We start from the raw sequence: 22,539 nt of genomic DNA on the forward strand, positions 1-22,539 counted from the left end.
TGCATTAAAGGGGGATATCATGATCAACGAATTCATCATTGATAGAAATGGTTATTTAAATAGGAGTATACCTGGATATTATCATCAGCTCTATACTGGATTTAGGCAACCGGGTAACCCTGATTTTCTGAATACCTTGAAAAATACCTTCGATTCAGAGCCACATAGAAATTTAGTTGAAGCAAGGGACAAGGTTATAGAAATCTTGATAGAGGATATTCCGGAAATTTTAGCAGACAGTAGTTGGTCAAATTGCATGCTCATTGGAGTGCCAAGAGCGAAGTCGTTGAAATCATTCTCGAATTCACAGCTAATGTTAAGAGAAGCAATTAGAATTGCTGCTAATAATATTCATGGCGTAATTGATGGAACGGATTGTATTAAACGAGTAGTAAACACTCGTACAACCCATCTGCGTACTGCAACTGGTATTCCAAATGATGGTGATGAACCATATCCTGGCATCACGGTTGCAACTTGTCAAATAGACAAAAGTAGAATAATGAATCAGAATATTATTCTTATCGATGACATTTATACGAGAAACGTTAATATAGATGAAGATTGTATCCAAGCATTACTTGATAATGGTGCGAATAAAGTAATATTTTATTCAATTGGGTACACGAGGAGGAACTAATGAAATATTCAGATATTGCATTAAGGGTACTTGCCGCAAAAGAGTGTGGGATAGTGAAAACAAATGCACAATTTTGGGCAAACTATGCAGATAGAGAAAAGTTTAATAAGGAAGTATTGAATGATGAAAGAGTTATTAAGGCATCCGAAAAAATGTCAAGCGAACTTGATTCAATAGATAGCGAAGAAGGAATCATTTGTGCTTACGATGATGAGTTTCCATTCATTAACCGAAAGGTTAAAAATAATGGAGACAAACCATATTTGTTATTTTATAGAGGCGACTTATCATTGCTGTGTGATTTAAATAAGAATGTTGCTGTTATTGGCCTGACAGATCCTGATGAAGATATTATTAAAAGAGAGACTGATATAGTTAGAAGGCTAGTTAAAAATGATTTAGTAATAGTAAGTGGATTAGCAATCGGCTGCGATACAATTGCTCATAAAACTAGCATAGAGACAAATGGAAAGACAATTGCAATTTTACCATCCCAGTTAGGTAAAGTATATCCCGCCGAAAATCGAGATTTTGCAGAAGAGATTGTCAAAAAAGGCGGACTGCTGATTTCGGAGTATTATAAAGATGCTGGTTCAAAACATGAAGCAATAAATCGATTTATTGAAAGAGACCGATTACAAGCAATGTTTTCTAAAGCAATTATTCTGGTAGCTAGCTATAGGAAGGGAGAAGGAGATAGTGGTTCGCGACATGCAATGGAAGCCGCAAGGAAGTATGAAATAGAAAGATATGCAATGTATAATAGCAAGACAGATGAAGATAATAAGCGGTTTGCTTTAAATAAGGATTTTGTAAATAGCAAAGGCGCGGATCAAGTGAAGATTTTGATACCGAGTTCAATTGATCTTATTAATTCATTAGTGAATCCGAATTTATCTTCAGATGCGGATTCTTATGTTTATGAACAGTTGACACTATTATGAGAATAATGAAGAGATATATATTTGATCTTGATAATACGCTAGTATATACAGATTCATTAAACAATGATTCTTACAATTATGCATTGAAAAAACTAGGGTTAGCAACAATTAATGATTGTAAAAGGATAACTCGAGATGTTATTTTGAGCAAATATCCAGAACTTAATAGCTTTCAAAAAAATGAAATCATTGAATTGAAGCAAAAGTACTTCATGAATAACTTGAAGAGGACTTCGCCAAATACATCTGTAGTTCAAGTTTTACAAGATCAAAATGTTGAATTATGTATTTTATGGACAAGCGCTGATGAGGCTAGAGTATTTGCAATTCTAGAGCACTACAAAATTTACAACCGATTTAAGAAAGTCTTATTCAGCAGTAAACTTGAAGTGGTTAAGGATATAGAGAAAATCTGTGAAATACTTGAATGTGGGTTTGAACACTTAATTTTTTACGAAGATAATCAGAGAGTAATTCAAGATTTGCAACAGTTAAACCTGAATGTAATATCTGTATGATTCAACGGAACAATAGCAGGATAAAGGTATTATAGAAGTAGTTATTGGAGTTTTTCGAGAAAAATAACCCTCCGCCAAGGAACCAGTGGGTTCGCACGACATCATTTTTGTCTACTCAAGGCACGTGGAAGCGATAATTCTGATGACGCGTAGTGGTTCAGGTGAGAAAAAGTAGATGTTGACCACAACATATAGTGGTTTTGGTCTAAAATTTGGGCAAAAAACAGACGAAAAAATGACGTTTTTTGACCCCGGAAAAAGGGCTAAAATATAGATGACATAGCGGATTTTATGAGTTGAGAGTATAATAAGAGCTTAGAAGCATATGAAATAAGAAATTAAAAAGTTTGAAGGAGGACAATGGATGAGTGAAGAAAAATGTTGCTCTTGTTGCAGTACTGATAGTAAGGATCCTGTAATTGGTGAATATGTTTGCTATTGCAACCATGTAACTGAACAAGATATTATAGAAGCAATTGAAAATGGAGCATTAACTGTAAAAGACGTGATTGATAAGACTGGCGCTATGAAGAACAGCAATTGCGCAGTCAATAATCCAAAAGGGGTATGTTGTTATTCTGATATAGTTTATGTTTTCAATAAACATATGGAAAATACAAAATTATAGATTGTAATGAGTGAAATTTATTGAACTTAAATAATCAATAAATGATAATTTGAAAGGCGAGGCAGAGTTTTTAGATCAACTAAAATGATCTATAGACTCTGCCTTTTTTATGTCCAAAAACAGAAAGTGAGGAAAAAGAGATGGCTAAATTTCTTATGTATGATTCTGGATTACAGGAACTAGAGCAGTTGATGATGCTAGTTCCAAATTTTGTACCAAGAGGAAGCGGTATGGTTGTAGTCCGCGGATTTGTAAAGGAAGATACACATCAAGTATTAAAGTCACTGCCTAACTTATTAACCAAGTAAGCGTTAAATCAGATACTGGATATCTTGATTAATGTTGGAATTGTTAAGCAAACATAAACGATGGGAGTTCTGAACAAGTAATATTAATCCAGCTAAAATTTAATTAATTGAATAATCAATGGCTTAAGCGTATAGTATGGCAATTAAACCGTACATTTTTTTTACTATAACCCAATGGGTCACTTGAAAAACTGCAATATGCAGTGAATCAAGCGGCCTTTTATGCCCAAAATCAGAAAGCTGAAAATGGTCACGTTGAATTAAAAACAATGACTCAGTTCTTCAGTAACTTGAGTACCTAACAGCTCTTCTTATTCCCAATTTTTACCAAAACGAAGTAGTGAGCTTGTTATGTAAAGTATATAAATATAGAAAGGTAAAATGATATATGAGTGTGCATTCATATATGTTGACATTTTTAATATAAATGGTAAAATGAAATTATAATATATGAACGTTTGAACATATAATCATACGAACAAGAGGTGGCATAGTGATCAAAGATTTCGAAGCAGAGCGATGTGACTGTAATGTGCTTCATGAAGATGTGGTGAAGAAGGTAAAATTGAAGATGCCTCAGTACACAGATATGAATGATTTAGCAGAATTATTTAAGATCTTTGGGGATACAACCAGAATTAACATTTTATCTGCATTATTTGAAGAAGAAATGTGCGTATGTGATATCGCATATTTATTAAACATGACTCAGTCTGCGATATCTCATCAATTAAGAGTCTTAAAACAAGCAAGAATAGTGAAGAATAGGAAAGATGGTAAAGTAGTCTTCTACTCTTTAGATGATGAGCATGTAAAGAGAATAATTGATCAAGGCTTAATTCATGTTAATGAAAACAATAAAGGGAGGGCTTTAAATGAGTAGCACAATCAAGAAAGAACTGATACTGGAAGGCTTAGATTGCGCAAATTGCGCAACTAAGATTGAGGATAGAGTGAGTAAACTAGAACATGTTACTTTATCTTCAATGAACTTTGCAACCAAAACACTGACGATTGAAGTTTTGCAGACTGGTGATATCGATCAAGTGATGAATGATACCACTGCCATTGTTGCAAAACTGGAGCCAGATGTAGTTGTTAAAGAGAAAGTTATTACTAAAGCAGAAAAAAAGATTTTGATGCTTATGGGTTTAGGATGTGCAAATTGTGCCTCTAAGATTGAAAAAGAAGTAAAAAATATCGATGGGGTTGTGAATGCAACAGTGGATTTTGTTTCAAAAAAACTCATTATAGAAGTAAGACATAAACGAGAACTACCAAGAATTGTTGAAGAAGCAACAAAAATAGCCGTAAGAATTGAGTCAGGAATTAAAGTGGTTGATATGGAAGTGCACAAGAAAAAAGAAGTCAGTGAAGACAACAGACATGAAGAAAGTGGACATGAAGAAGATGGTATCAATAAAGTAGAGATAATCCGTCTCGGCTCAGGTTTTGTTTTGTTCTTAGTAGGTCTACTGATGAATTTCTCACCAATGATTGAATTGGTAGTTTTTTTAACAAGTTATCTTTTAGTTGGTGGAAGTGTCGTTCTAAAAGCTTTGAGAAATATATCAAGAGGACAGGTTTTCGATGAAAACTTTCTGATGGGTGTAGCAACCATAGGCGCATTTGCTATTGGAGAATATCCAGAGGGTGTTGCAGTAATGCTCTTTTACCAAGTGGGAGAATTTTTCCAAAGTATGGCTGTAAATCATTCAAGAAGGTCAATAACTGCTTTAATGGATATTCGACCTGACTTTGCAAATCTCAAAATTGGTGATAATGTCGAGAAGGTTTCTCCTGAAGATGTAGCAGTTGGAGATACTATTATTGTAAAACCGGGAGAAAAGGTTCCACTAGATGGCAAAGTACTTTCTGGAACTTCTATGTTGGACACTTCAGCAATCACTGGTGAATCGGTTCCTAGAGAAGTAGAAACGGGAGATGATATTCTTTCTGGAACAATTAATAAAAACGGACTTTTGACAGTTTTAGTGACGAAAGAATTTGGAGAATCAACGGTTTCTAAAATTCTTGATTTGGTTCAAAATGCAAGCAGTAGAAAAGCGCCTACCGAGAACTTCATCACAAAATTTGCTAGATACTACACACCAGCCGTTGTTTTTATCGCTCTTGCACTGGCTATAATTCCACCACTAATGATTCCGGGAGCAACTTTTAGCGAATGGATTTATAGAGCACTTGTGTTCCTTGTAGTGTCATGTCCTTGTGCATTAGTAATATCAATTCCGTTAGGTTTCTTTGGTGGTATTGGCGGTGCATCAAAAGCAGGCATTTTGATGAAAGGGAGTAACTACCTTGAAGCCTTGAACAATGTTGATACAGTTGTTTTTGATAAAACAGGAACTTTAACTAAAGGCGTTTTTAAGGTAACAAAAATTGTGAACTTAACAAATCAATTATCCGATGAAGAACTTCTTGAATACGCAGCCTACACTGAAAGCTATTCAAATCATCCAATAGCTCAATCAATTTTGAAAGCCTATAAGAATAATGTTGATAAGAGCATGATTGAAGAGTACGATGAAATTTCTGGATATGGTATTCAAGCGAAAGTTAAAGGGAAAACCGTACTGGCTGGGAATCTCAAACTGATGAAAAAGGAGAATATATCCTTTGATGAAGGTCGTACGAAGGACGAAGTTGGTACGATTATTCATATGGTTATCGATCAAAAGTACTCAGGATTTATTGTTATTTCTGATGAGATCAAGGAAGATTCAAAGCGAGCAATTCAAGAGTTAAGAAAATTAGGCGTTAAGAAACTTGTAATGTTGACAGGTGACAATAAAGCAATTGGTGAAAAAATAGGTCAACAACTTGGATTAGATGAAGTATATTCAGAACTTTTGCCACATCAGAAGGTTGAAAAGCTTGAAATGCTGGAAGGCCGAGAGGGTAGAAAAGGTAAATTGGTGTTTGTAGGTGACGGTATAAATGATGCCCCAGTTTTAACACGGGCAGATATTGGTATAGCAATGGGTGGGATTGGTTCTGATGCTGCAATTGAAGCTGCGGATGTCGTAATCATGACGGATGAACCATCAAAAATTGCAAGTGCAATACGCATTGCAAAACGAACGAAGACCATTGTGTGGCAGAATATTATATTTGCTTTCGCAGTTAAAGGAATTGTACTGGTTCTTGGCGCTGGCGGACTAGCCACAATGTGGGAAGCTGTATTTGCAGATGTTGGTGTTGCTGTTCTAGCTGTTTTCAATGCTATGAGAGTACTTAATTCGAAAACTCAATAAACGCATTGTTGAGTTTCAGGAGGTAACATGCTAAATGTAATATCAAGTGGGTGTCTGCTTCTTTTTGGTAGTGTGTACATTGCGAAATTGTTGCTTTTAAAGTATAGGGATAAAATCCTCGCCAATTCATTAGGTGATAAGGGAAAAGAACGAAATTTGAGCAGAGTTGAAAGACTGGTTAAATGGTCTGTATATACTTGGATTGCAATTTGGATTTTGAATATTTTCGGAATTTCGATTTATGCACCATTGTTGATGAATATGCCACTTAGGTACATTGGTGTGGCATTGAATGCACTTGGAGCAATCTTGTTTTTCATATCCGTTATTGTTATGAACAAGTCGTGGCGAGTAGGTATTGATCACAATAGCACTGCTAAACTAGTGACAAGTGGGATTTACAAATTTTCTAGAAATCCTGCTTACGTTGCCTTTGATACTATGTTTTTAGGAACGGCAATTACTTTTGGAGATTTTGGATTGTTGTTGATAGGTATAGTTGCTGGATTTAGTTTGCACAATTTGATATTGAAAGAAGAATCGTATCTTGAAGAAAAATTTAAAGGTGATTATATAAAGTATAAAAATGATGTTGGTAGATATTTATAAAGAATAAACTTATTAAAATCCCTGAACGCTATGAATCGACAATTCAATTCAGGGATTTTAATTATTTGGTTTATAGGTTAGTAAGCATGAATTGGTTTGACAATTACGGATAATGTGCTATTATAAAATTATATTAAATAAAAGTAACAGTGAAGAGATACTCTTTTCACGATAATGGCAAACCATTGGAAACGGTGGGACGCAAAGCTATAGGGCCTTTCGAATGAATGGCAGCCTAGCCACCGAATGAGAAGATTTTCTGTTTTTTGAAAACTTCAATAAGTCCATATTGTGATGAGTAACTCTCAACGATAATAGCAAACCATTAGTAATGATGGGACGCAAAGCCATAGGGCCTTTTAAAAAGAGGCAGCCGTGCTACCGAAAGGAGAGTTATTATGAAAAAAATAATAAGCATTTTAATGGTTTTAATGATTTTAGTTGGAAGTTCAATACAATCATATGCTTCAACACAAGCGCTCCAAGCTGATACTGATAATGGATTAGTAAGAGTTCAGCTTGATGATGTAGACGGTGCTAAAATGCTGTTATTAGTTGAAAAAGATGGTGTACGATACTCTTATCCAATTACTGATACAGATATCAATCAATTTCCACTTCAATTGGGAAATGGCAACTATCTCGTTAGAATTATGCAAAATACAACCGGCAACAGTTATAAAGAGTTATCCAGAATTGATGTTACATTAGAATTAGAAAACAACAATAATGTATTTCTAGCATCTATACAAGACATAGAGTTTGATGATACTTCATTACCTATCGTCAAAGCCAAAGCATTAACAAAAGGATTAAAAAATGACATCGATAAAGTTAAAGCAATATATAATTATGTAAATCAAAATATTAAGTATGATTATACAAAAGCAAAAAATGTTAAAAGTGGTTATTTTCCAGATATCGAGTCTACTTATATCACAAATACAGGTATTTGTTATGATTACGCTTCAATTGTAGCTGCGATGCTTAGAAGTGTTGGTATTCCAACAAAATTGATAAAGGGTTATTCAATTCCAACGAAAGACATCTATCACGCATGGAATGAAGTATATGTCGATGACGAATGGAAAATAATAGATACTACAGTTGACTCTGCATATGTTCAAGCAAATTTGAGTACAAAAATGTTTAAATCATTTACTGATTACAAGGCATCTAAAATGTACTGATATAATCTTCGATTTTGATTTTTAAGAAGTCATTGTCGTGTTTATTAGTCTCTGAAAATCGTAAATGGATGAGCTATCGGAAACAAATTTGATTCAATAAATTCATATTATTACTTGTCGGGCCCCAAAAGTCAATTATGCAGATTTCTGAATTAGGGATTTGATTTTTGACAACAATGAAGATTTATGAAAGTATATTGATAGAGCTCACATTAGCAGAAAAGCGTGAATGCTTTGAATTTGATTTGAATTGAATAGTCGAATTAATATTTGAAAAGTTATGAGGCAATTGTTTAAGGTCAACTATAATGACCAATAAGCTATGCCTCTTTTTTTATTTTAAAAATCTGTGAAAAAGAGTCATTCATAAACAAGCCAATTGTTTATTTAGCTTATGTAAGAATCAAAGTTATATGAATTTAAAATGGATTTGAAGCCGGGGTCAAATAGTTGATTCCGGTTTTTTCATATCAAAAATTAAACGAAAGGATGGAAAATTTATGAGACAGAAAGAAAAACGCATTGGTATTGTTGCACTCGCCTTCTTGATTCTGCTATGTAGTGGAATCTATATTGCTTACCGACTTCATCCGGAAAGTTTTATAGGAAAGGACGAAATTATCACACGTGGCGAATACGCTGCGATTCTAGCAAATGAGATTTCGCTTGATATCTCAAATTCAGAAAAAGAACCACCAAGTTTTTCAGACATCGATGATCATTGGGCAGAGAAATACATTGAGGCTTTAGTAGATGCAGGAATCTTTGATCTAGCAGACTATCCAGATGCTTTCAAACCCGATGAGCCAATTACCCGTGCTGAAATTATCAAGCTTCTAGTGAAAATTAAAGGTTTGGAAGATGAGGCAATGAACACTCAAGGGCACAGTGGCTATAAGGATCAAGAAGTCATCAAAGATGAAGACAAAGGCTTTGTAATCATTGGTCGAGAGAATGGAATCATTGGAGATGAGGAGGATGATAAAATCAGGCCAAATGATCAGGCGACCAAAAGCGAAGCGGAGGAGATGACAGAGAGTATTAATCAAAAGCCGATTGAAGAAAAGCCTACAATACCATCACAAACGCCTGATACGACAACACCAGAACCAATTAAACCGACTGAACCTGAAACTCCCACAGACCCAACGACAAATCCAGAAGAGAACATGCCACCTATAACACCAACTCCAGACTCTAGTGGTGGAAGTTCTCACGATAAATCTGATAGAGATTCTTATCATCCTACAGCAGAGGTGAAGTTTGAATTACCCGAAGTAGTCCACACAGACAATGAAATTGAAGTGATGCCTATGTGGAAATACATGAATAGCTATACTTGGACACTGTCTAAAACTGATGTAGATGGCTCTGAAAAGTCTATTGAGATGAAAGATGCTGTTACAGGCGCACTTGGACTGGAGGGTGGCACCGTTAAGTTTATGGAGTACGGTCAATATACTTTGACAGCCACCGCTAAAAATGCCAGAGGAAAAGAAACTGTACTATCCATGCAAATCAAAGTATACCCAGTTATCAATATGAACTTTGATATGCCTGAAACAACGCACACTGATAAATCAACAACCATCACATACTCGTTAGAAAATCTATATGGAAACAACATCGAGTGGTCAGCGATAAAAGATGGTGAAGTAGCAAAAATAGCTGACATCTTTGACGGTGAACTTGGAAATGAAGGTGGAACCTTTGTTTTCAGGAACAAGGGGGAATATACCCTAACTGCATGGATTAAGGACGCTACTGGCCGTATATTTTCACATACGGAATCCACAAAAGTTTATCCTGTTGCGGGAATTTCATTTAACCTTCCATCCGTGTCTCATACGGATAAGGAACTTAATCTTTCAACGGTCCTAATTGAAGCAAATAACATGAACGTTGATTGGATCCTACTGAAGAATGGCGAGGCAGTTGAACTTTCAAATGAGCTCGAAGGTAAGCTAACCAATGAAGGTGGAAATATTCGTTTCAAGGATAAGGGCGTGTATATGCTCATTGGAAAATTAATCGATGAAACCAATAGAACATTTGAAGTTTCACATAGCATAACAATCTATCCCATTGGTTCTGTTGGATTTTATGCACCTGAAATTACGCATACAGATAAGACAATCCACGTAGAAACCCGATTTGAAAATCTCGGAGATGCATCAATTCAGTGGTCACTATCCAAAGATGGTGAAACAGTTGAAGTTAAAAATGCAATTCAAGGTGAACTTGCTGATGAGGGAGGCTTCATCAGCTTTGTAAATAAAGGAGAGTATGTTCTTAAAGCATCCTTCACTGATAAGGCAGAAAGAAGTTACAGTTACTCAGCTCCAGTCAAAGTGTATCCAGTCCCGAGCATCTCGTATACTTTGCCTAAAACGGCTCACACAGATACTGTAGTCCAAGTGGTTCCTGAAACCTCAGAGATGGATGGCCTTAATGTTCAGTGGTTACTTGAGAATGGTTTTGGATTCCAAGATTTTGGAACGTATGTTAATGGAACGCTTGATAATAATGGTGGTTCTATAAGTTTTAAACATGCTGGAACTTACGAATTGATTGCTCGCATTACTGATGAAACAGGTCGAGTATTCCTATTTGAAAACGGTGGTAAGATTGAGGTTCTGCCAGTGCCGAACATTTCATTTGAACTTCCGGAAACGACACATCTCGACCGTACCTTAGATCTTAGAACAAGAGGAAATAACAATGTACTTCCGGTGAATTGGTCAATCATGAAGGATGGTGAGTTAGTAAATTTATCTGACGTTATTGATGGAGCCATTAATGCCTATGGTGGACAAATTCGTTTTACTCAGACTGGAGAATATACACTTACTTCCTCAATGACAGATGCTCTGGGAAGAGTATTTTCTTATACAGCATCAACTACAGTCTATCCAGTTCCGGAGATTTCACTTTCTGTGCCAGAGACTTGGTATGTAAGTGAGATGGGGGCAATCAGTGTTACCGGTACTTATATTGATAACCTCATTACAGAATGGACTATTATAAAGGATGACGGTGGCTCTGAACCTTATTCCAATTTTGCAACTGGTGAATTAAACAAACAAGGTGGCAACCTAACATTCCCTTCAAAGGGCCAGTATGAACTAACCCTAACAATGGCAGATACTTCTGGTCGAAGTTATGTAAATAGTGGTAGGTTTACGGTTTACCCAATCCCTAGCATGAGCACTTCACTGACACCAATCAGTTACAGTGGTGATGCCATTACCGCTACAGCACTTGGTTCAGAACTTGATGGTATGGACATTGAATGGCTAATTTCTGTTGATGGTGGTGAGGAAAAGCCATATGCACAATGTGTAACAGGCTCGCTAGGTGAAAATGGAGGCAGCTTTACAGTCACTACAGATAAAACAATCTCTATTAAGCTGGTTGCTGAGGTGACAGATGTTAATGGTAGGAAATTTACTTTCACATCTAATACTGCGACAGTCAAGCCGGTAGCAAGTTTTAGTTTCTCAGCTCCACAGACTGTTCACGTTGGTGATAGCATAAACGTTTCTATGCAGTCCTTATCTGGACTTGAGGGTAGGAATCTTAATTGGTCTCTATCTCAAGATAGCAATCCAGAGAATTATTCTGGAACATTATCAAATAGTGGCGGTAGCATTGTCATAAACAAAACCGGCAACTATGTTATAAAAGCTAGTACTATTGATAGCACCGGTAGAGAATTCAGTTTTTCCAAGAGCATCGCCATAACAAACACAGCACCTAACAAGCCAATCGCTAGTGCTGTTGTAACAAGAACTGCACTGAACTCTAAGCTAAAGGTCAATATTTCAGCCACAGCAACTGATCCAGACTCAGATGCATTCACACTTGAGTATTCAGGCAGTACGGCAGACAATTATTATCCTGTAGGAACTCATACTGTAAAGGTTAGAGCAAAGGATAAATGGGGTCTATATTCAGAATGGACAAACATCACTTTTACAGTTACAAACTCTGTACCTACTACACCAGTGATTACACGTACACCAGACGGAAACAGTGTCGCTCCCGGTGTACCAATAACCATTACAGCATCGAGCAGCGATCCTGATGGTGATGCCATCACATATGTTTGGGAGGGACGACCTTCACAAACAAGCACAGCTTATCCACTGGGTAAAAATGTTGTTCGCGTCAAAGCAGTAGATTCTACTGGAGCAGAATCGCCATGGGCAGCTATCGTATTCTTTGTTGCTGATCCTAATAGTGGCGGTGGTATGACGCTAAACGGTCCTGAATCCGTTATTCTTGAACAGGGGATTGCAGGTGCGACCATTACAAACTATACCTTTACAGTGCCACCGGTTAGCGGACATAGTGGTCAAGATTATGGAAGAGTACGTGGATATAACGTTTTAGCTGGACAGTGGGATCAACTTGACTATGCAACGACTACAAATGGCATTACATTCAGTAGAACTCTGTCGCCGAGTGTTTACAGCAAATTGGAGTTTTATTACTACACCAATCACGATTGCATGTACAACAAATCAAATATCACCTATTCAGTAAGCTTCTATTTTCAATAACGATTCAGATTTAAATAACAAAACTTGAAAGAGAGGTAGATAACCAATGTCAAAATTATATATGTACGGTACAGAGCTTGGGGAGCTGGAACAATTGATGATGCTAGTGCCCAATTTTATGCCAAGGAAAAGCGGAATGATTGTTATGCATGGTATTAATAGGGGGAAAGAGGCATCGAAATGTCAGCCATGCTTGTATGAGGAGAGTAGCTCCCAAATAAGTGAAATTGGAAATGTGATTAATGAAATAAATCGATTAGGATTTGACAGCTATAAAGACATCACTTTCACTTGTTTTAAAAATCATAGGTCAATTCGACTCAATGAAAGACTTATCAATTTAGCCAGAAATTATGATGGGGAAATATTTTTAAATGAAATTCAGCGTTCGAGATTTTATTCAGTGTGCAGGTTGCAAGGTGTATCCACTAAAGATAGAAATTCGTTTTACCTTGCCACATTGTTTTTGCTTACTGCGGATGATAAGTTGTGGAGCGTTGCAAAAGATCATGTTTATTTAGACAGTTTTGAATTTAAAAAGATGCAGCTTAGTGGAATTAATACTGAAGGATATGCTCTCTATCAAACCGCCAGAACCATTTGCATGGGTAGAGAGTACATCAAACTGGATGAGATTGCAGACAAGACGTTAATCGGTGATAGGGCTTTTAAAGCGATTATCAATGCAATACTCATTTCAAAATATGGATTACTAGTGCTAAACCTAAATGACTAGAAGAGTTACTTTCTTACCGAGATGACTGTCTCAATAAAATAGAAGGTAGTTCTTTTTTATTGGCTCAAACTAGAAAGCGGGTTAGCTTATGAGATCATGAGAATTGGTCTCTGAAGACCGCTGAAGAGCTTGGAGTAACAGAATGTACAGACAATGGAGGGATAGGTATATGCATGGTTTTAAATCTCGAAACGAAGTTGAAAGAATCAAGGAGCAGTATCCTGTAGGCACTAGGATAGAACTTATCCAGATGGATGATCCATATGCACCTGTTGAGTCTGGTATACAAGGAACTGTTGAAATCGTTGACGATGCAGGCACTCTTCATATGAAATGGGATAACGGAAGAACTTTGGGCATCGTCCCCGGGGAAGATCAGTTCAAGGTAATCTCAAAACCTGCTGAGGAAACAATGGACAATGATCAAAAGCAAGGCATGGGAGGATTGAATATGTAAAGACAAGAACAAAAACTGCTACAAGCAAATTAATTGAATAATTCAAGGCATATATGTACGGAAAGTAAACCGTGCTTTTTTGGTACGATAAAAGTGTAAATGCAAGACATTCTTAGTGATGTTGAGCGTTTGCACTTATTTTTTTACAATGAGAGGGTAATTGGTCTGGCGTGGGCTTTTTTGGATCCTTGCATCCGTCAATAAAAACTGTCAGCCATCTCTTATTGTGAGCATTCGATTAAGCAGGTTGAACCAGATAGCGTTCGTGTAACTAACCAAACTGAATGGGCAATGAGTGCAGATGGATTGCAATTACAATAACTCATGGAGGTTGTTATGATAAGCGTTGGAATCGATGTATCAAAAGAAAAAAGCATGGTTTGCATTTTAAAGCCATATGGTGAAGTCCTTTTATCACCAACAGAAATCGTTCACACAGAAGAAGCGGTATCAAAGTTAGCAGATACCATATTAAAGCTTGGCAACGAGGTAAGAGTAGTATTAGAAGCAACGGGAGCCTATCATCTACCGCTGTTAAGCGTTTTTACAGAGAAGAAAATCTTCGTTAGCATCATCAATCCACTCGTGATGAAAAAATACGCCTCAACAGCTATTAGGAAAGGCAAAACGGATAAGATTGATTCTGTGAGGATTGCAAATTATGGTCTCGATAATTGGTTTCATCTACGAAGGCATGAACCTAGCGAAGAAGTTTATGAAGAACTCAAATTTCTCGGAAGGCAGTATTCTCATTATATTCGAATGAAGATAGACAGCAAGTTGTCTCTTAACGGCATATTGGACAGAACGATGCCTGGCATAAAAAAATTACTTTCAGGGAAACGATCTGATTATCCAACAAGAGACAAACTCAGTGATTTCGTTGAGCATTATTGGCATTACGACAACATCACAAAATTAAGCGAGGAAGACTTTATTAAGAGCTATCAAGAATGGGCTAAAAAGAAGAAATACCACGCCAGTGAATCCAAGGCGAGAAAAATCTACGCCATTGCCAGCAGTGGTATTCCAACGCTCTCTTCTAGCACACCATCGACGAAAATGCTCGTGCTAGAAGCAGTCAGAGTGCTTGGTGAAATCAACAAGACTCTACAAAATATTTTAACACAGCTGCAGGTCACGGCAAGTACTTTAAAAGAATATGAGACCGTTAGAGCGATGAGTGGTGTCGGCGATGTCCTGGCACCAAGACTAATTGCGGAAATAGGAGACGTTAGAAAATTTCACAATGGAAGTGCATTAGTCGCCTATGCGGGGTTAGATTCTCCACCTTTTGAATCTGGTAATTTCGTAGGCACAAGGAGAAAGATATCCAAACGTGGATCATCATTACTTAGAAAAACTGGTTATGAAGTCATGAAATGCTTAAAAGCAATACAGCCTGTGAATGATGCCGCAGTATATCAGTATATGTTGAAAAAGGAAGCAGAAGGAAAGGCAAAAAAGGTAGCTAAAATTGCAGCTTTAAACAAGTTCTTACGCATTTATTATGCGAGGGTTATGGAACTGCAATAACATTTATAAAAGCAATTTCAATAAAAAGCAGGCTAACTTCAGGTAATCAGTTAGCCTATTTGTCGTGCTTAAAACATCATCTTTTCGAAGATGGTGTTTTTTTATTGCATCGAAAACTTGACTGAGAATTCAAAAGTTCTTCTTGATTTTTCTTAGCAGGTTTTATTGCTTAAAAAAGCTCACCCCACCGGAAAAAGGAGGCGAGGAGGGGGAACATGTAAATATCAATGAAAAGTTCTTAAGGTATTTGAAAAGAAGTCACACAGGAGAAGGTAAGGCTGTGCAAAGTAAGTGCTTGGAAATGAAATTTCAAATGAGTGGTCGGAAAATCAGAGACATCGTCAACGCACTCAGATGCGAAGGACATACGATTTGCAGTGATGATGGCGGTTATTATTATGCTGCGAATAGAAATGAAGTTTTGGGAAGCATCAGGCAACTAAACAGTCGCATAGAAAAAATTGCTGAAGCCAAGGATGGACTTGTTAGGTCACTGTCTCTCTTTCCGGATTCGAACAGCAACAAGCAGTTTCAAATCTGGTTTGTGTGCGTGAAGGAGGGATGATGTATTAATAGTTTTATGAGTTGGATTGGCGGAAAGAAATCCATGAGGGAACTGATTGTTTCACTCATTCCGCTCTATTATGAAAGGTATATTGAAGTGTTTGGCGGTGGGGGATGGGTGCTTTTCCATAAACCACCCGGCAATGATTTTGAAGTGTACAATAATATGTTCAAATTTATAAAAGTATACTCTGAACAAGTATAGAAATACTGGACTTATCATATTCAACAAGTCCTTCATTCTTCATCTTCTGTAATTCCCGTGACAGCGAAGTGCGTTGCACCCCAATACGATCAGCAAGTTCTTTTTTTGTTAAGCGAAGTTGTAGCGTCTGACACTTCTGTATTTTATATTCGCTTTTTAAATAAGCGATGATACTTTCGCGAATAGAACGATTCACATAATGTTTAAGTTTGTCACCCAGTAATAGTGAATGATCGGAAATATATTCTAAGTATACTTTTAAGAAATCTTTATTTGTTGCACAAAAATCAAAAACGAGATTCTTGGCGATGCTGAGCAACATTACCTCTGTTTTAGCAGTAACCATCATTGGATAGCAAGGATTTTTAGAAAATAATAAATTGCCCCCAAGAATATCGTCGGGGGAAAACTCGGTAATCCTCATCAAATTTCCGGCATCATCAATCCGTTCTATGACAACTTGTCCATTCAAAATAACGTCAATTGAACTACAGAAATCACCATCAAAATGTATGATTTCGCCTTGTGAATATTTGTTTACTTGAATATGCTTATTGGCATTAAGGTTCTGTTCCCAATAACTTTCGGGTATAGTCTTCAAAAGTGAAAAATCGTTAAAAATGTTTGTTGGCAAATTCATTAAATATCCTTTCTGGAGTTACCGAGGTAACGCCACTCTTTTTGACTATAGTATATACTTTGTCTAAACGAATGGGAAGGAGATTTTTAAATGGATGTATTTACACTGTCATTTTGGGGCATTTCAATTGCTTTAACTGGTCTATCACTAGTCAAAAGCAAGAAGAAGACCTTTGAAGCAATGAAAAAATCAAAAGGTATGATGGGAAATATGCTTGGAGAAATAATCGCAATTATTTTCATTATTGGAATTGTATTGACCTTTATACCACCCGAGTCTATAAAAAGTGTTTTAGGTTCAGAAAATACAACACTGGCGACTCTTGTAGCAGCAGTTGCTGGAAGCGTAACCTTAATACCTGCTTTTGTTGCTTTTCCACTGGTAGGATCATTTGTGGATGTAGGAGCGAGTATTGTTCCTGCAGTTGCTTTCTTAACCACACTCACAATGGTGGGAATAGTGACTTTTCCACTTGAAAAGAAAGAATTTGGATTTAAATTCGCCTTGATCAGAAATGTACTTAGTTTTGTCATGGCACTTATCATTGCTGCGGCTATGGGGGTGTTGCTATGATGGTAAAAACGATGATTAAGAAAAATAGGTTACTAGTAATTGTTGCAGTAATTTACCTAATTCTATTTGCCTTGATGCCGGATAAAGCTACAACAGCCATTAAAAATAGTATTTACTATTTGATAGAAATGTTTGAAGTGTTACCTGTTATTTTTTTACTAACGGTGGTCATTGAGGCACTTGTTCCAAAAGAATTGATTATCAAACACTTTGGTGAAAAATCTGGACTTTTAGGTAATCTATTGTCTCTTGTATTAGGGAGTATATCGGCAGGTCCGATTTATGCAGCCTTTCCTATCAGTAAAATGTTAATGACTAAAGGTGCAAGTGTAGCTAATATCGTCATTATCTTAAGCTCATGGGCGGTTATAAAAGTACCAATGCTGGCAAATGAGGCAAAATTTCTAGGCGTTACTTTCATGAGTATTCGTTGGGTTTTGACTGTAGCTGCAATTCTCATCATGGCTTGGCTCATGGGTAAAATGATCAGTAAAAAAGAAATGGGCAATGATGTAACAGATCACTCAAAACCGATAGTCACTGTTAACCAAGATTATTGTGTTGGATGTGGCATCTGTGTGAAAATGATACCTGAGGTTTATGAACTTATTGATCAGAAAGCATATGCCCGCTTAGAAAATGTGAATTCGGGTAATATGACAATGATTCTTAAAATCGTGAGTAAATGTCCAACTCAAGCGATTACCATTAATGCAATTGGGGGTGCATTATAAAATGAAAAAATACAGGAAGTTAATTCAGTTTGCATTCTTATTCATTTTCTTTTTCATTATTGCAAAAGGAAATATGTTCATATGGTTAGGGTTGTTTCTAATCAGTTTAATTGGGACTACAATTTTGGGGAGATTCTATTGTGGTTACATTTGTCCAATGAATACGGTTATGGGAGCAACGGAGAAACTTTCTAAAAAACTAAATTGGCGAACAAAGTCAGTTCCGCAAGTACTTCAAAGTAAATACCTGCCTTGGATTGTGTTGTTATTAATGATTGGCACGATGGTTTTATCAAAAAAAGTATTCCATCAAGAGGTGCCAATTTTAATCCTATTGATGGCAGTATCTATCTTAGTAACGTTGAGATATGAAGAATGGGTTTTCCACAATCACATCTGTCCATATGGTGCATTATTAAGTCTAACGGGTAGGTGGGCTAAGTTTTCAACAAAAGTTGAATCAGACCGGTGTATTGGTTGTAAAAAATGCGAAACGGTTTGTCCATCTAAAGCCATAAGTGTAGATCACTTAACTAAGGTAGCGCAAATTGATCCGTCAACCTGTCACCAATGTCAAACGTGCACTATGGTGTGTCCTAAAAATGCGATTCATTACACTGGTGGGCTGAAATGAAAATTACACCCGAAATTAAAGCAATTCAAAATGCTTATATGCAAGCTAGAAGTGAAAATAATCGTCCTGAAATGAGCCGGCTTAAGGCAGAAGCAATGGCACTTATGAATCAGGGGAGTTCAGAAAGAACACCAGAAGCAACTCAAAACAGAGAAGATTTGAAAACTTCCCAAATCACTCAAAATGAAGATGGTGATCAGTTGATTATTTCATCAAATGTAGGAGAAAACGCCTCAAAATAGTAGCTGAATCAAAATAGCTCCGGTTTTAAAAGCGTGATCATTTGGCCAGAAGTATGAATGAGATGATCATCGGCCATATTTTTTAGTTCCCGGGAAACAGAGGGTCTGGCAACGCCGATGATATCGGCAATCGCTGATTTCGAGTGCTGAAGTTTGAATGTTTGTAAGCCATTGATTTTGAACTCGTTTGACAAGTAGAGCATTAGCCTTGAGCGAACGTCCTTGTATTGAAGCATTTGTAGTTTTTCTTTAAAACTTAGAACCCTTGATGATAAAAAGGTTATAAAGTTATCATTGAATATTGGATTAGCTTTTAATAGACTGCGGACTTGTTCAAAAGGCAGATAAAGTACCTTGCTGTTTTTCATAGTCATCAAAGTAAATGGATACTTTGGCTCCTTTGAACTATAGAGAGCAGTTCCGAAAGCATCATTGGCGTTAAACATCTTAACGGTTAGAAGTTCACCGGAAGGTGTGAGTTGTTGTATGGCTAAAACGCCAGAAAGAACAAATCCGATGGAACTGCACGGATCACCTTCCTGTACAATGAGTGTTCCTTTTTTATAGTTTCCCATAATACAGTGATCAAAATCGATTAATTCTAATAGCGTCTTCAAGTCCATGTCTTTAAATAGCGGGTTATTTAACAATAGATTTACATCTAGAAGCATATGACCTCCTGAAAAAGTGTAACTGCTGTTACAGTTTTGATATACCAAATAAAGTATACTATAACCAATGATTAAAGGAAAGGTGATTAAAATGATTGAACAAGTATATAAAATTACAATGGGAAATGATCGCTTAGTGGAAAAAGTAATTCAGGACGAGAATGTCCATTACATTCACATGATATTTAATCAGAATGAGGGACTACCTGAACACTTTTCAAACTCTACCGTTTACATGACCGTTTTAAGAGGTAAATTGTCAATTGGGTTAGGTGAACAAGACGTTTGTCTATATGAGGCAGGCACAGTTCTTAAAATACCTTTTAACATCAAAATGAATGTTAAAAATTTAGATGCTGAAGTGTTAGAACTCATTGTGGTGAAAGCACCGGCCCCTCAAAATTAGAACAAAATAAGGAGGATTATCATGAGCATGTTCTGTTACCAATGTCAAGAAACTGCAAAAAATACCGGCTGTACAGTCAAAGGTGTTTGCGGAAAAAACGAAGAAGTTGCAAAGCTTCAAGATCTTCTCATTTACGCATGTAAGGGTGTTTCTGAAGTGGTCACAAAAGGGAAACTAGATGTGAACACACTAAGTGAAGTCAATCATGAAGTACTTAAGAGTCTTTTTATTACCATTACAAACGCGAATTTTGATGAAGCCGCTATTGAAAAGCAAATTCTAAACATGATTCGTTTAAGAGATGCACTGAGACAAAAAACTTCTGGTGTTCAATTGGGTGATGCAGGTCTATTTACAGTTACAGATCGAGCTTCAATGCTTGAAAAAGCATCAACAGTTGGTGTACTTGCTACTGAAAATGAAGACGTGAGATCATTAAGAGAACTTATCATTTATGGACTTAAAGGTATGGCAGCATATACCCATCATGCCCTTAATATTGGGAAAGAAAATACAGAAATCAATGCATTTATTTATGAGGCACTTGCAGCAACTTTAGATAATTCATTGACTGCAGATCAACTGGTTGCATTAACCCTTAAAACAGGTCAGTTTGGTGTTTCAGCAATGGCACTTCTTGATGAAGCAAATACTTCAAAATACGGTAATCCTGAAATCACAAGCGTCAATATTGGCGTTAGAAAAAATCCTGCAATCCTGATTTCTGGTCATGACCTTACAGATCTCGAACAATTATTGGAGCAAACTCAAGGAACAGGCGTTGATATCTATACACATAGCGAAATGTTACCTGCTCATTACTATCCGTTCTTCAAAAAGTATGAAAACTTCGCTGGTAACTATGGTGGTTCTTGGTGGCGTCAAGTAGATGAGTTTGGCCCATTCAATGGACCGATTCTATTTACAACGAACTGTATTGTACCACCAAGAACAGATGAAATTAGGAATAGAATTTTCACATCAGGAGCTTCTGGCTTCCCAGGATGTATGCATATCGTTGCAGACGAGAAGGGTAAGAAAGACTTCTCAGCTGTTATTGAGATGGCAAAGAAATGTCCTTCTCCAACTGAAATCGAGACAGGATCAATTGTTGGTGGTTTTGCACACGAACAAGTATTTGCTTTAGCTGACAAAGTAGTAGATGCCGTTAAAACAGGTGCCATTAAAAAGTTCTTTGTTATGGCGGGCTGTGATGGCAGAATGAAGTCTAGAGAGTATTACACTGAATTTGCTGAAAAACTCCCTAAAGATACAGTTATTCTTACCGCAGGATGTGCGAAGTACAGATACAATAAGTTGCCACTTGGAGATATTGGTGGCATTCCAAGAGTTCTTGATGCTGGACAGTGTAATGATTCCTACTCGTTAGCTATCATTGCCCTTAAACTTAAAGAAATATTCGGGTTAGAAGATGTGAATGAACTTCCAATTGCTTATAACATTGCTTGGTATGAGCAAAAGGCTGTCATTGTACTTCTAGCACTTTTATACCTTGGCGTGAAGAATATTCACCTTGGACCAACGCTTCCAGGTTTCTTATCACCAAACGTTGCTAAAGTCCTAGTTGAGACATTTGGCATTGCAGGCATTGGTACTGCAGAAGACGATATTAAACTTTTCATGGCTTAATTTTAAAGAGCAGCCTCAGTGTCTGGGGCTGCTTTTCTAAATAATAGGGGTGGCTTTGTGAAAATTAAGAATCAATTATTACTAACACACGGAATTTTAGTTACTCTGGCACTCGCCATAGTTTTTATTAATATTTGCACTTATAAGGACATGGAAAACGACGCCAATATTATCAATCAAGCAGGAAAACTGCGAATGTTGAGTTACAATATGGCTCATCTCTCCAATCAAATTACAACTGGAAATGATCCAGTCCATGAAGAGCACCTAGCTTCAAATTTGAAATTAAAATTGACGAATTTGAGAACACTTTAATCTTCTTGAATGGAAAAGGTGCAGATTCAATTTCAGTTGATCACCCACAAACAGCGATTAGACTTGAAACCATATCCAAAGAGTGGCGAGAGGCATTTAAACCGGCATCTCTTAGTATCATAAGAACTATTCCAGATGAGAAGTCGTGTGAGAAAATTAATCGCGAAGTCGATTCCTATGTAAATGACATCAATGAGATGGTTGCATGCCGACTCGACAGTGTATTTGATCAAAACAAAAGCTGCTCTAATAGTAAACCTTGGAGATAAAGAAGAGTTCAATGATGACGTGTTAACAAAGCAATTACTGAGTAAGATGATAGATCGGATTGTCGTTATTGATGAAAAAACTGCGACTGTGCACTTTAAATCCGGATTAATAATGGAAAAGACTTTATCATGACAATTGAATAATTGTTCAGAATAAAGCTCTCAAACCACTACAAGTTTGAAAGTTTTATTGCGCACAATTTTTACTAACTGGTAAAGTTATAGCAGCA

The 22,539-nt window shown here is 36.7% G+C and carries 24 protein-coding genes, 1 pseudogene and 2 riboswitches; of the genes and pseudogenes, 23 read left to right on the forward strand and 2 right to left on the reverse strand.

Annotated elements, in window-relative coordinates; genetic code table 11:
• The first annotated feature begins 19 nt into the window (after positions 1-19).
• From AC4PID_RS14690 to AC4PID_RS14760, 15 genes and pseudogenes are all read left to right on the forward strand, one after another.
• The gene (locus AC4PID_RS14690) at positions 20-640 is read left to right on the forward strand and encodes a hypothetical protein (RefSeq protein ID WP_492132742.1); all 621 of its coding nucleotides are present in this window, start codon (positions 20-22) and stop codon (positions 638-640) included.
• Entirely contained in the window at positions 640-1,584 is a 945-nt protein-coding gene (locus AC4PID_RS14695) for a DNA-processing protein DprA (RefSeq protein ID WP_492132743.1), read from the forward strand. Before AC4PID_RS14690 ends, AC4PID_RS14695 begins: the two co-directional genes overlap by 1 nt.
• Entirely contained in the window at positions 1,581-2,102 is a 522-nt protein-coding gene (locus AC4PID_RS14700) for an HAD family hydrolase (protein WP_492132744.1), read from the forward strand. The genes AC4PID_RS14695 and AC4PID_RS14700 overlap by 4 nt, the downstream gene beginning before the upstream one ends.
• 364 nt (positions 2,103-2,466) lie before the next feature.
• Positions 2,467-2,730 (forward strand): (2Fe-2S)-binding protein, encoded by a 264-nt coding sequence (locus tag AC4PID_RS14705; RefSeq protein ID WP_213236921.1) that lies wholly within the window; start codon positions 2,467-2,469, stop codon positions 2,728-2,730.
• Between the two features lie 140 nt (positions 2,731-2,870).
• Positions 2,871-3,038, forward strand: coding sequence for a hypothetical protein (locus AC4PID_RS14710; protein ID WP_213236922.1), 168 nt, complete (start codon positions 2,871-2,873; stop codon positions 3,036-3,038).
• A gap of 496 nt (positions 3,039-3,534) precedes the next feature.
• Positions 3,535-3,921, forward strand: coding sequence for an ArsR/SmtB family transcription factor (locus AC4PID_RS14715; RefSeq protein ID WP_425513872.1), 387 nt, complete (start codon positions 3,535-3,537; stop codon positions 3,919-3,921).
• Positions 3,914-6,313 (forward strand): heavy metal translocating P-type ATPase, encoded by a 2,400-nt coding sequence (locus AC4PID_RS14720; protein WP_213236923.1) that lies wholly within the window; start codon positions 3,914-3,916, stop codon positions 6,311-6,313. The genes AC4PID_RS14715 and AC4PID_RS14720 overlap by 8 nt, the downstream gene beginning before the upstream one ends.
• A 27-nt stretch (positions 6,314-6,340) precedes the next feature.
• Positions 6,341-6,922, forward strand: a complete 582-nt coding sequence (locus AC4PID_RS14725) for a methyltransferase family protein (protein ID WP_213236924.1) — start codon at positions 6,341-6,343, stop codon at positions 6,920-6,922.
• A 166-nt stretch (positions 6,923-7,088) separates the two neighbouring features.
• Positions 7,089-7,169, forward strand: a riboswitch (cyclic di-GMP riboswitch).
• Between the two features lie 59 nt (positions 7,170-7,228).
• Positions 7,229-7,308, forward strand: a riboswitch (cyclic di-GMP riboswitch).
• A 12-nt stretch (positions 7,309-7,320) separates the two neighbouring features.
• Positions 7,321-8,112, forward strand: coding sequence for a transglutaminase-like domain-containing protein (locus tag AC4PID_RS14730; RefSeq protein ID WP_213236925.1), 792 nt, complete (start codon positions 7,321-7,323; stop codon positions 8,110-8,112).
• Positions 8,113-8,612: 500 nt separating this feature from the next.
• Positions 8,613-12,677 (forward strand): S-layer homology domain-containing protein, encoded by a 4,065-nt coding sequence (locus AC4PID_RS14735; RefSeq protein WP_459840817.1) that lies wholly within the window; start codon positions 8,613-8,615, stop codon positions 12,675-12,677.
• A 46-nt stretch (positions 12,678-12,723) separates the two neighbouring features.
• Entirely contained in the window at positions 12,724-13,413 is a 690-nt protein-coding gene (locus AC4PID_RS14740; RefSeq protein WP_213236926.1) for a hypothetical protein, read from the forward strand.
• Between the two features lie 169 nt (positions 13,414-13,582).
• Complete coding sequence (locus AC4PID_RS14745) at positions 13,583-13,870, forward strand: DUF4314 domain-containing protein (RefSeq protein WP_213236927.1); 288 nt, start codon at positions 13,583-13,585, stop codon at positions 13,868-13,870.
• A gap of 336 nt (positions 13,871-14,206) precedes the next feature.
• On the forward strand, positions 14,207-15,406 hold the full coding sequence (locus AC4PID_RS14750) for an IS110 family RNA-guided transposase (RefSeq protein ID WP_492132732.1): 1,200 nt from the start codon (positions 14,207-14,209) through the stop codon (positions 15,404-15,406).
• 301 nt (positions 15,407-15,707) lie between these two features.
• Positions 15,708-15,971, forward strand: coding sequence for a hypothetical protein (locus AC4PID_RS14755; RefSeq protein ID WP_492132745.1), 264 nt, complete (start codon positions 15,708-15,710; stop codon positions 15,969-15,971).
• A gap of 15 nt (positions 15,972-15,986) precedes the next feature.
• Positions 15,987-16,136 (forward strand): annotated as a pseudogene (locus tag AC4PID_RS14760) (DNA adenine methylase); the annotation flags it as partial.
• A 10-nt stretch (positions 16,137-16,146) separates the two neighbouring features.
• Here the strand turns inward: AC4PID_RS14760 and AC4PID_RS14765 are convergent.
• Positions 16,147-16,815: a Crp/Fnr family transcriptional regulator gene (locus AC4PID_RS14765; protein WP_492132746.1), complete on the reverse strand. Its 669-nt coding sequence runs from the start codon at positions 16,813-16,815 to the stop codon at positions 16,147-16,149.
• Positions 16,816-16,905: 90 nt separating this feature from the next.
• On the opposite strand from AC4PID_RS14765, the gene AC4PID_RS14770 reads away from it, so the two are divergent.
• Genes AC4PID_RS14770 through AC4PID_RS14785 form a run of 4 tightly spaced genes read left to right on the forward strand, consistent with a single transcriptional unit; the run spans position 16,906 to position 18,998 of the window.
• Positions 16,906-17,388 (forward strand): permease, encoded by a 483-nt coding sequence (locus tag AC4PID_RS14770; protein ID WP_486724955.1) that lies wholly within the window; start codon positions 16,906-16,908, stop codon positions 17,386-17,388.
• Entirely contained in the window at positions 17,385-18,122 is a 738-nt protein-coding gene (locus AC4PID_RS14775; RefSeq protein WP_492132747.1) for a permease, read from the forward strand. Before AC4PID_RS14770 ends, AC4PID_RS14775 begins: the two co-directional genes overlap by 4 nt.
• 1 nt (position 18,123) lies before the next feature.
• Positions 18,124-18,756, forward strand: a complete 633-nt coding sequence (locus tag AC4PID_RS14780; protein WP_492132748.1) for a 4Fe-4S binding protein — start codon at positions 18,124-18,126, stop codon at positions 18,754-18,756.
• Positions 18,753-18,998 (forward strand): hypothetical protein, encoded by a 246-nt coding sequence (locus AC4PID_RS14785; protein WP_492132749.1) that lies wholly within the window; start codon positions 18,753-18,755, stop codon positions 18,996-18,998. The genes AC4PID_RS14780 and AC4PID_RS14785 overlap by 4 nt, the downstream gene beginning before the upstream one ends.
• 8 nt (positions 18,999-19,006) lie before the next feature.
• Here the strand turns inward: AC4PID_RS14785 and AC4PID_RS14790 are convergent, their stop codons facing one another.
• The gene (locus tag AC4PID_RS14790; RefSeq protein ID WP_492132750.1) at positions 19,007-19,669 is read right to left on the reverse strand and encodes a Crp/Fnr family transcriptional regulator; all 663 of its coding nucleotides are present in this window, start codon (positions 19,667-19,669) and stop codon (positions 19,007-19,009) included.
• 91 nt (positions 19,670-19,760) lie between these two features.
• On the opposite strand from AC4PID_RS14790, the gene AC4PID_RS14795 reads away from it, so the two are divergent.
• The 4 genes from AC4PID_RS14795 to AC4PID_RS14810 are packed head-to-tail and all read left to right on the forward strand — an operon-like array spanning position 19,761 to position 22,309.
• On the forward strand, positions 19,761-20,075 hold the full coding sequence (locus AC4PID_RS14795; RefSeq protein WP_492132751.1) for a cupin domain-containing protein: 315 nt from the start codon (positions 19,761-19,763) through the stop codon (positions 20,073-20,075).
• A gap of 21 nt (positions 20,076-20,096) precedes the next feature.
• Positions 20,097-21,725 carry a hydroxylamine reductase gene (gene hcp / locus AC4PID_RS14800; RefSeq protein WP_492132752.1) on the forward strand — a complete coding sequence of 543 codons (1,629 nt, stop codon included), beginning with the start codon at positions 20,097-20,099 and terminating at the stop codon, positions 21,723-21,725.
• 57 nt (positions 21,726-21,782) lie between these two features.
• A complete protein-coding gene (locus tag AC4PID_RS14805) occupies positions 21,783-22,040 on the forward strand; it encodes a type IV pili methyl-accepting chemotaxis transducer N-terminal domain-containing protein (RefSeq protein ID WP_492132753.1) in 258 nt (85 codons plus the stop codon).
• A gap of 5 nt (positions 22,041-22,045) precedes the next feature.
• Positions 22,046-22,309, forward strand: coding sequence for an MCP four helix bundle domain-containing protein (locus AC4PID_RS14810; protein ID WP_492132754.1), 264 nt, complete (start codon positions 22,046-22,048; stop codon positions 22,307-22,309).
• The last annotated feature ends 230 nt before the right edge of the window (positions 22,310-22,539 follow it).

This window comes from Fusibacter sp. QWL-12 (assembly GCF_058683495.1).

Bases quoted from the DNA above. Each gene is read 5' to 3' on its own strand.
- hcp (WP_492132752.1), top strand. From the start codon at position 20,097: ATGAGCATGTTCTGTTACCAATGTCAAGAAACTGCAAAAAATACCGGC.
- AC4PID_RS14765 (WP_492132746.1), bottom strand. From the start codon at position 16,815: ATGAATTTGCCAACAAACATTTTTAACGATTTTTCACTTTTGAAGACT.
- AC4PID_RS14695 (WP_492132743.1), top strand. From the start codon at position 640: ATGAAATATTCAGATATTGCATTAAGGGTACTTGCCGCAAAAGAGTGT.
- AC4PID_RS14690 (WP_492132742.1), top strand. From the start codon at position 20: ATGATCAACGAATTCATCATTGATAGAAATGGTTATTTAAATAGGAGT.
- AC4PID_RS14725 (WP_213236924.1), top strand. From the start codon at position 6,341: ATGCTAAATGTAATATCAAGTGGGTGTCTGCTTCTTTTTGGTAGTGTG.
- AC4PID_RS14795 (WP_492132751.1), top strand. From the start codon at position 19,761: ATGATTGAACAAGTATATAAAATTACAATGGGAAATGATCGCTTAGTG.
- AC4PID_RS14735 (WP_459840817.1), top strand. From the start codon at position 8,613: ATGAGACAGAAAGAAAAACGCATTGGTATTGTTGCACTCGCCTTCTTG.
- AC4PID_RS14770 (WP_486724955.1), top strand. From the start codon at position 16,906: ATGGATGTATTTACACTGTCATTTTGGGGCATTTCAATTGCTTTAACT.
- AC4PID_RS14745 (WP_213236927.1), top strand. From the start codon at position 13,583: ATGCATGGTTTTAAATCTCGAAACGAAGTTGAAAGAATCAAGGAGCAG.
- AC4PID_RS14755 (WP_492132745.1), top strand. From the start codon at position 15,708: ATGAAATTTCAAATGAGTGGTCGGAAAATCAGAGACATCGTCAACGCA.
- AC4PID_RS14780 (WP_492132748.1), top strand. From the start codon at position 18,124: ATGAAAAAATACAGGAAGTTAATTCAGTTTGCATTCTTATTCATTTTC.
- AC4PID_RS14790 (WP_492132750.1), bottom strand. From the start codon at position 19,669: ATGCTTCTAGATGTAAATCTATTGTTAAATAACCCGCTATTTAAAGAC.
- AC4PID_RS14785 (WP_492132749.1), top strand. From the start codon at position 18,753: ATGAAAATTACACCCGAAATTAAAGCAATTCAAAATGCTTATATGCAA.
- AC4PID_RS14775 (WP_492132747.1), top strand. From the start codon at position 17,385: ATGATGGTAAAAACGATGATTAAGAAAAATAGGTTACTAGTAATTGTT.
- AC4PID_RS14720 (WP_213236923.1), top strand. From the start codon at position 3,914: ATGAGTAGCACAATCAAGAAAGAACTGATACTGGAAGGCTTAGATTGC.
- AC4PID_RS14750 (WP_492132732.1), top strand. From the start codon at position 14,207: ATGATAAGCGTTGGAATCGATGTATCAAAAGAAAAAAGCATGGTTTGC.
- AC4PID_RS14730 (WP_213236925.1), top strand. From the start codon at position 7,321: ATGAAAAAAATAATAAGCATTTTAATGGTTTTAATGATTTTAGTTGGA.
- AC4PID_RS14740 (WP_213236926.1), top strand. From the start codon at position 12,724: ATGTCAAAATTATATATGTACGGTACAGAGCTTGGGGAGCTGGAACAA.
- AC4PID_RS14705 (WP_213236921.1), top strand. From the start codon at position 2,467: ATGAGTGAAGAAAAATGTTGCTCTTGTTGCAGTACTGATAGTAAGGAT.
- AC4PID_RS14700 (WP_492132744.1), top strand. From the start codon at position 1,581: ATGAGAATAATGAAGAGATATATATTTGATCTTGATAATACGCTAGTA.
- AC4PID_RS14710 (WP_213236922.1), top strand. From the start codon at position 2,871: ATGGCTAAATTTCTTATGTATGATTCTGGATTACAGGAACTAGAGCAG.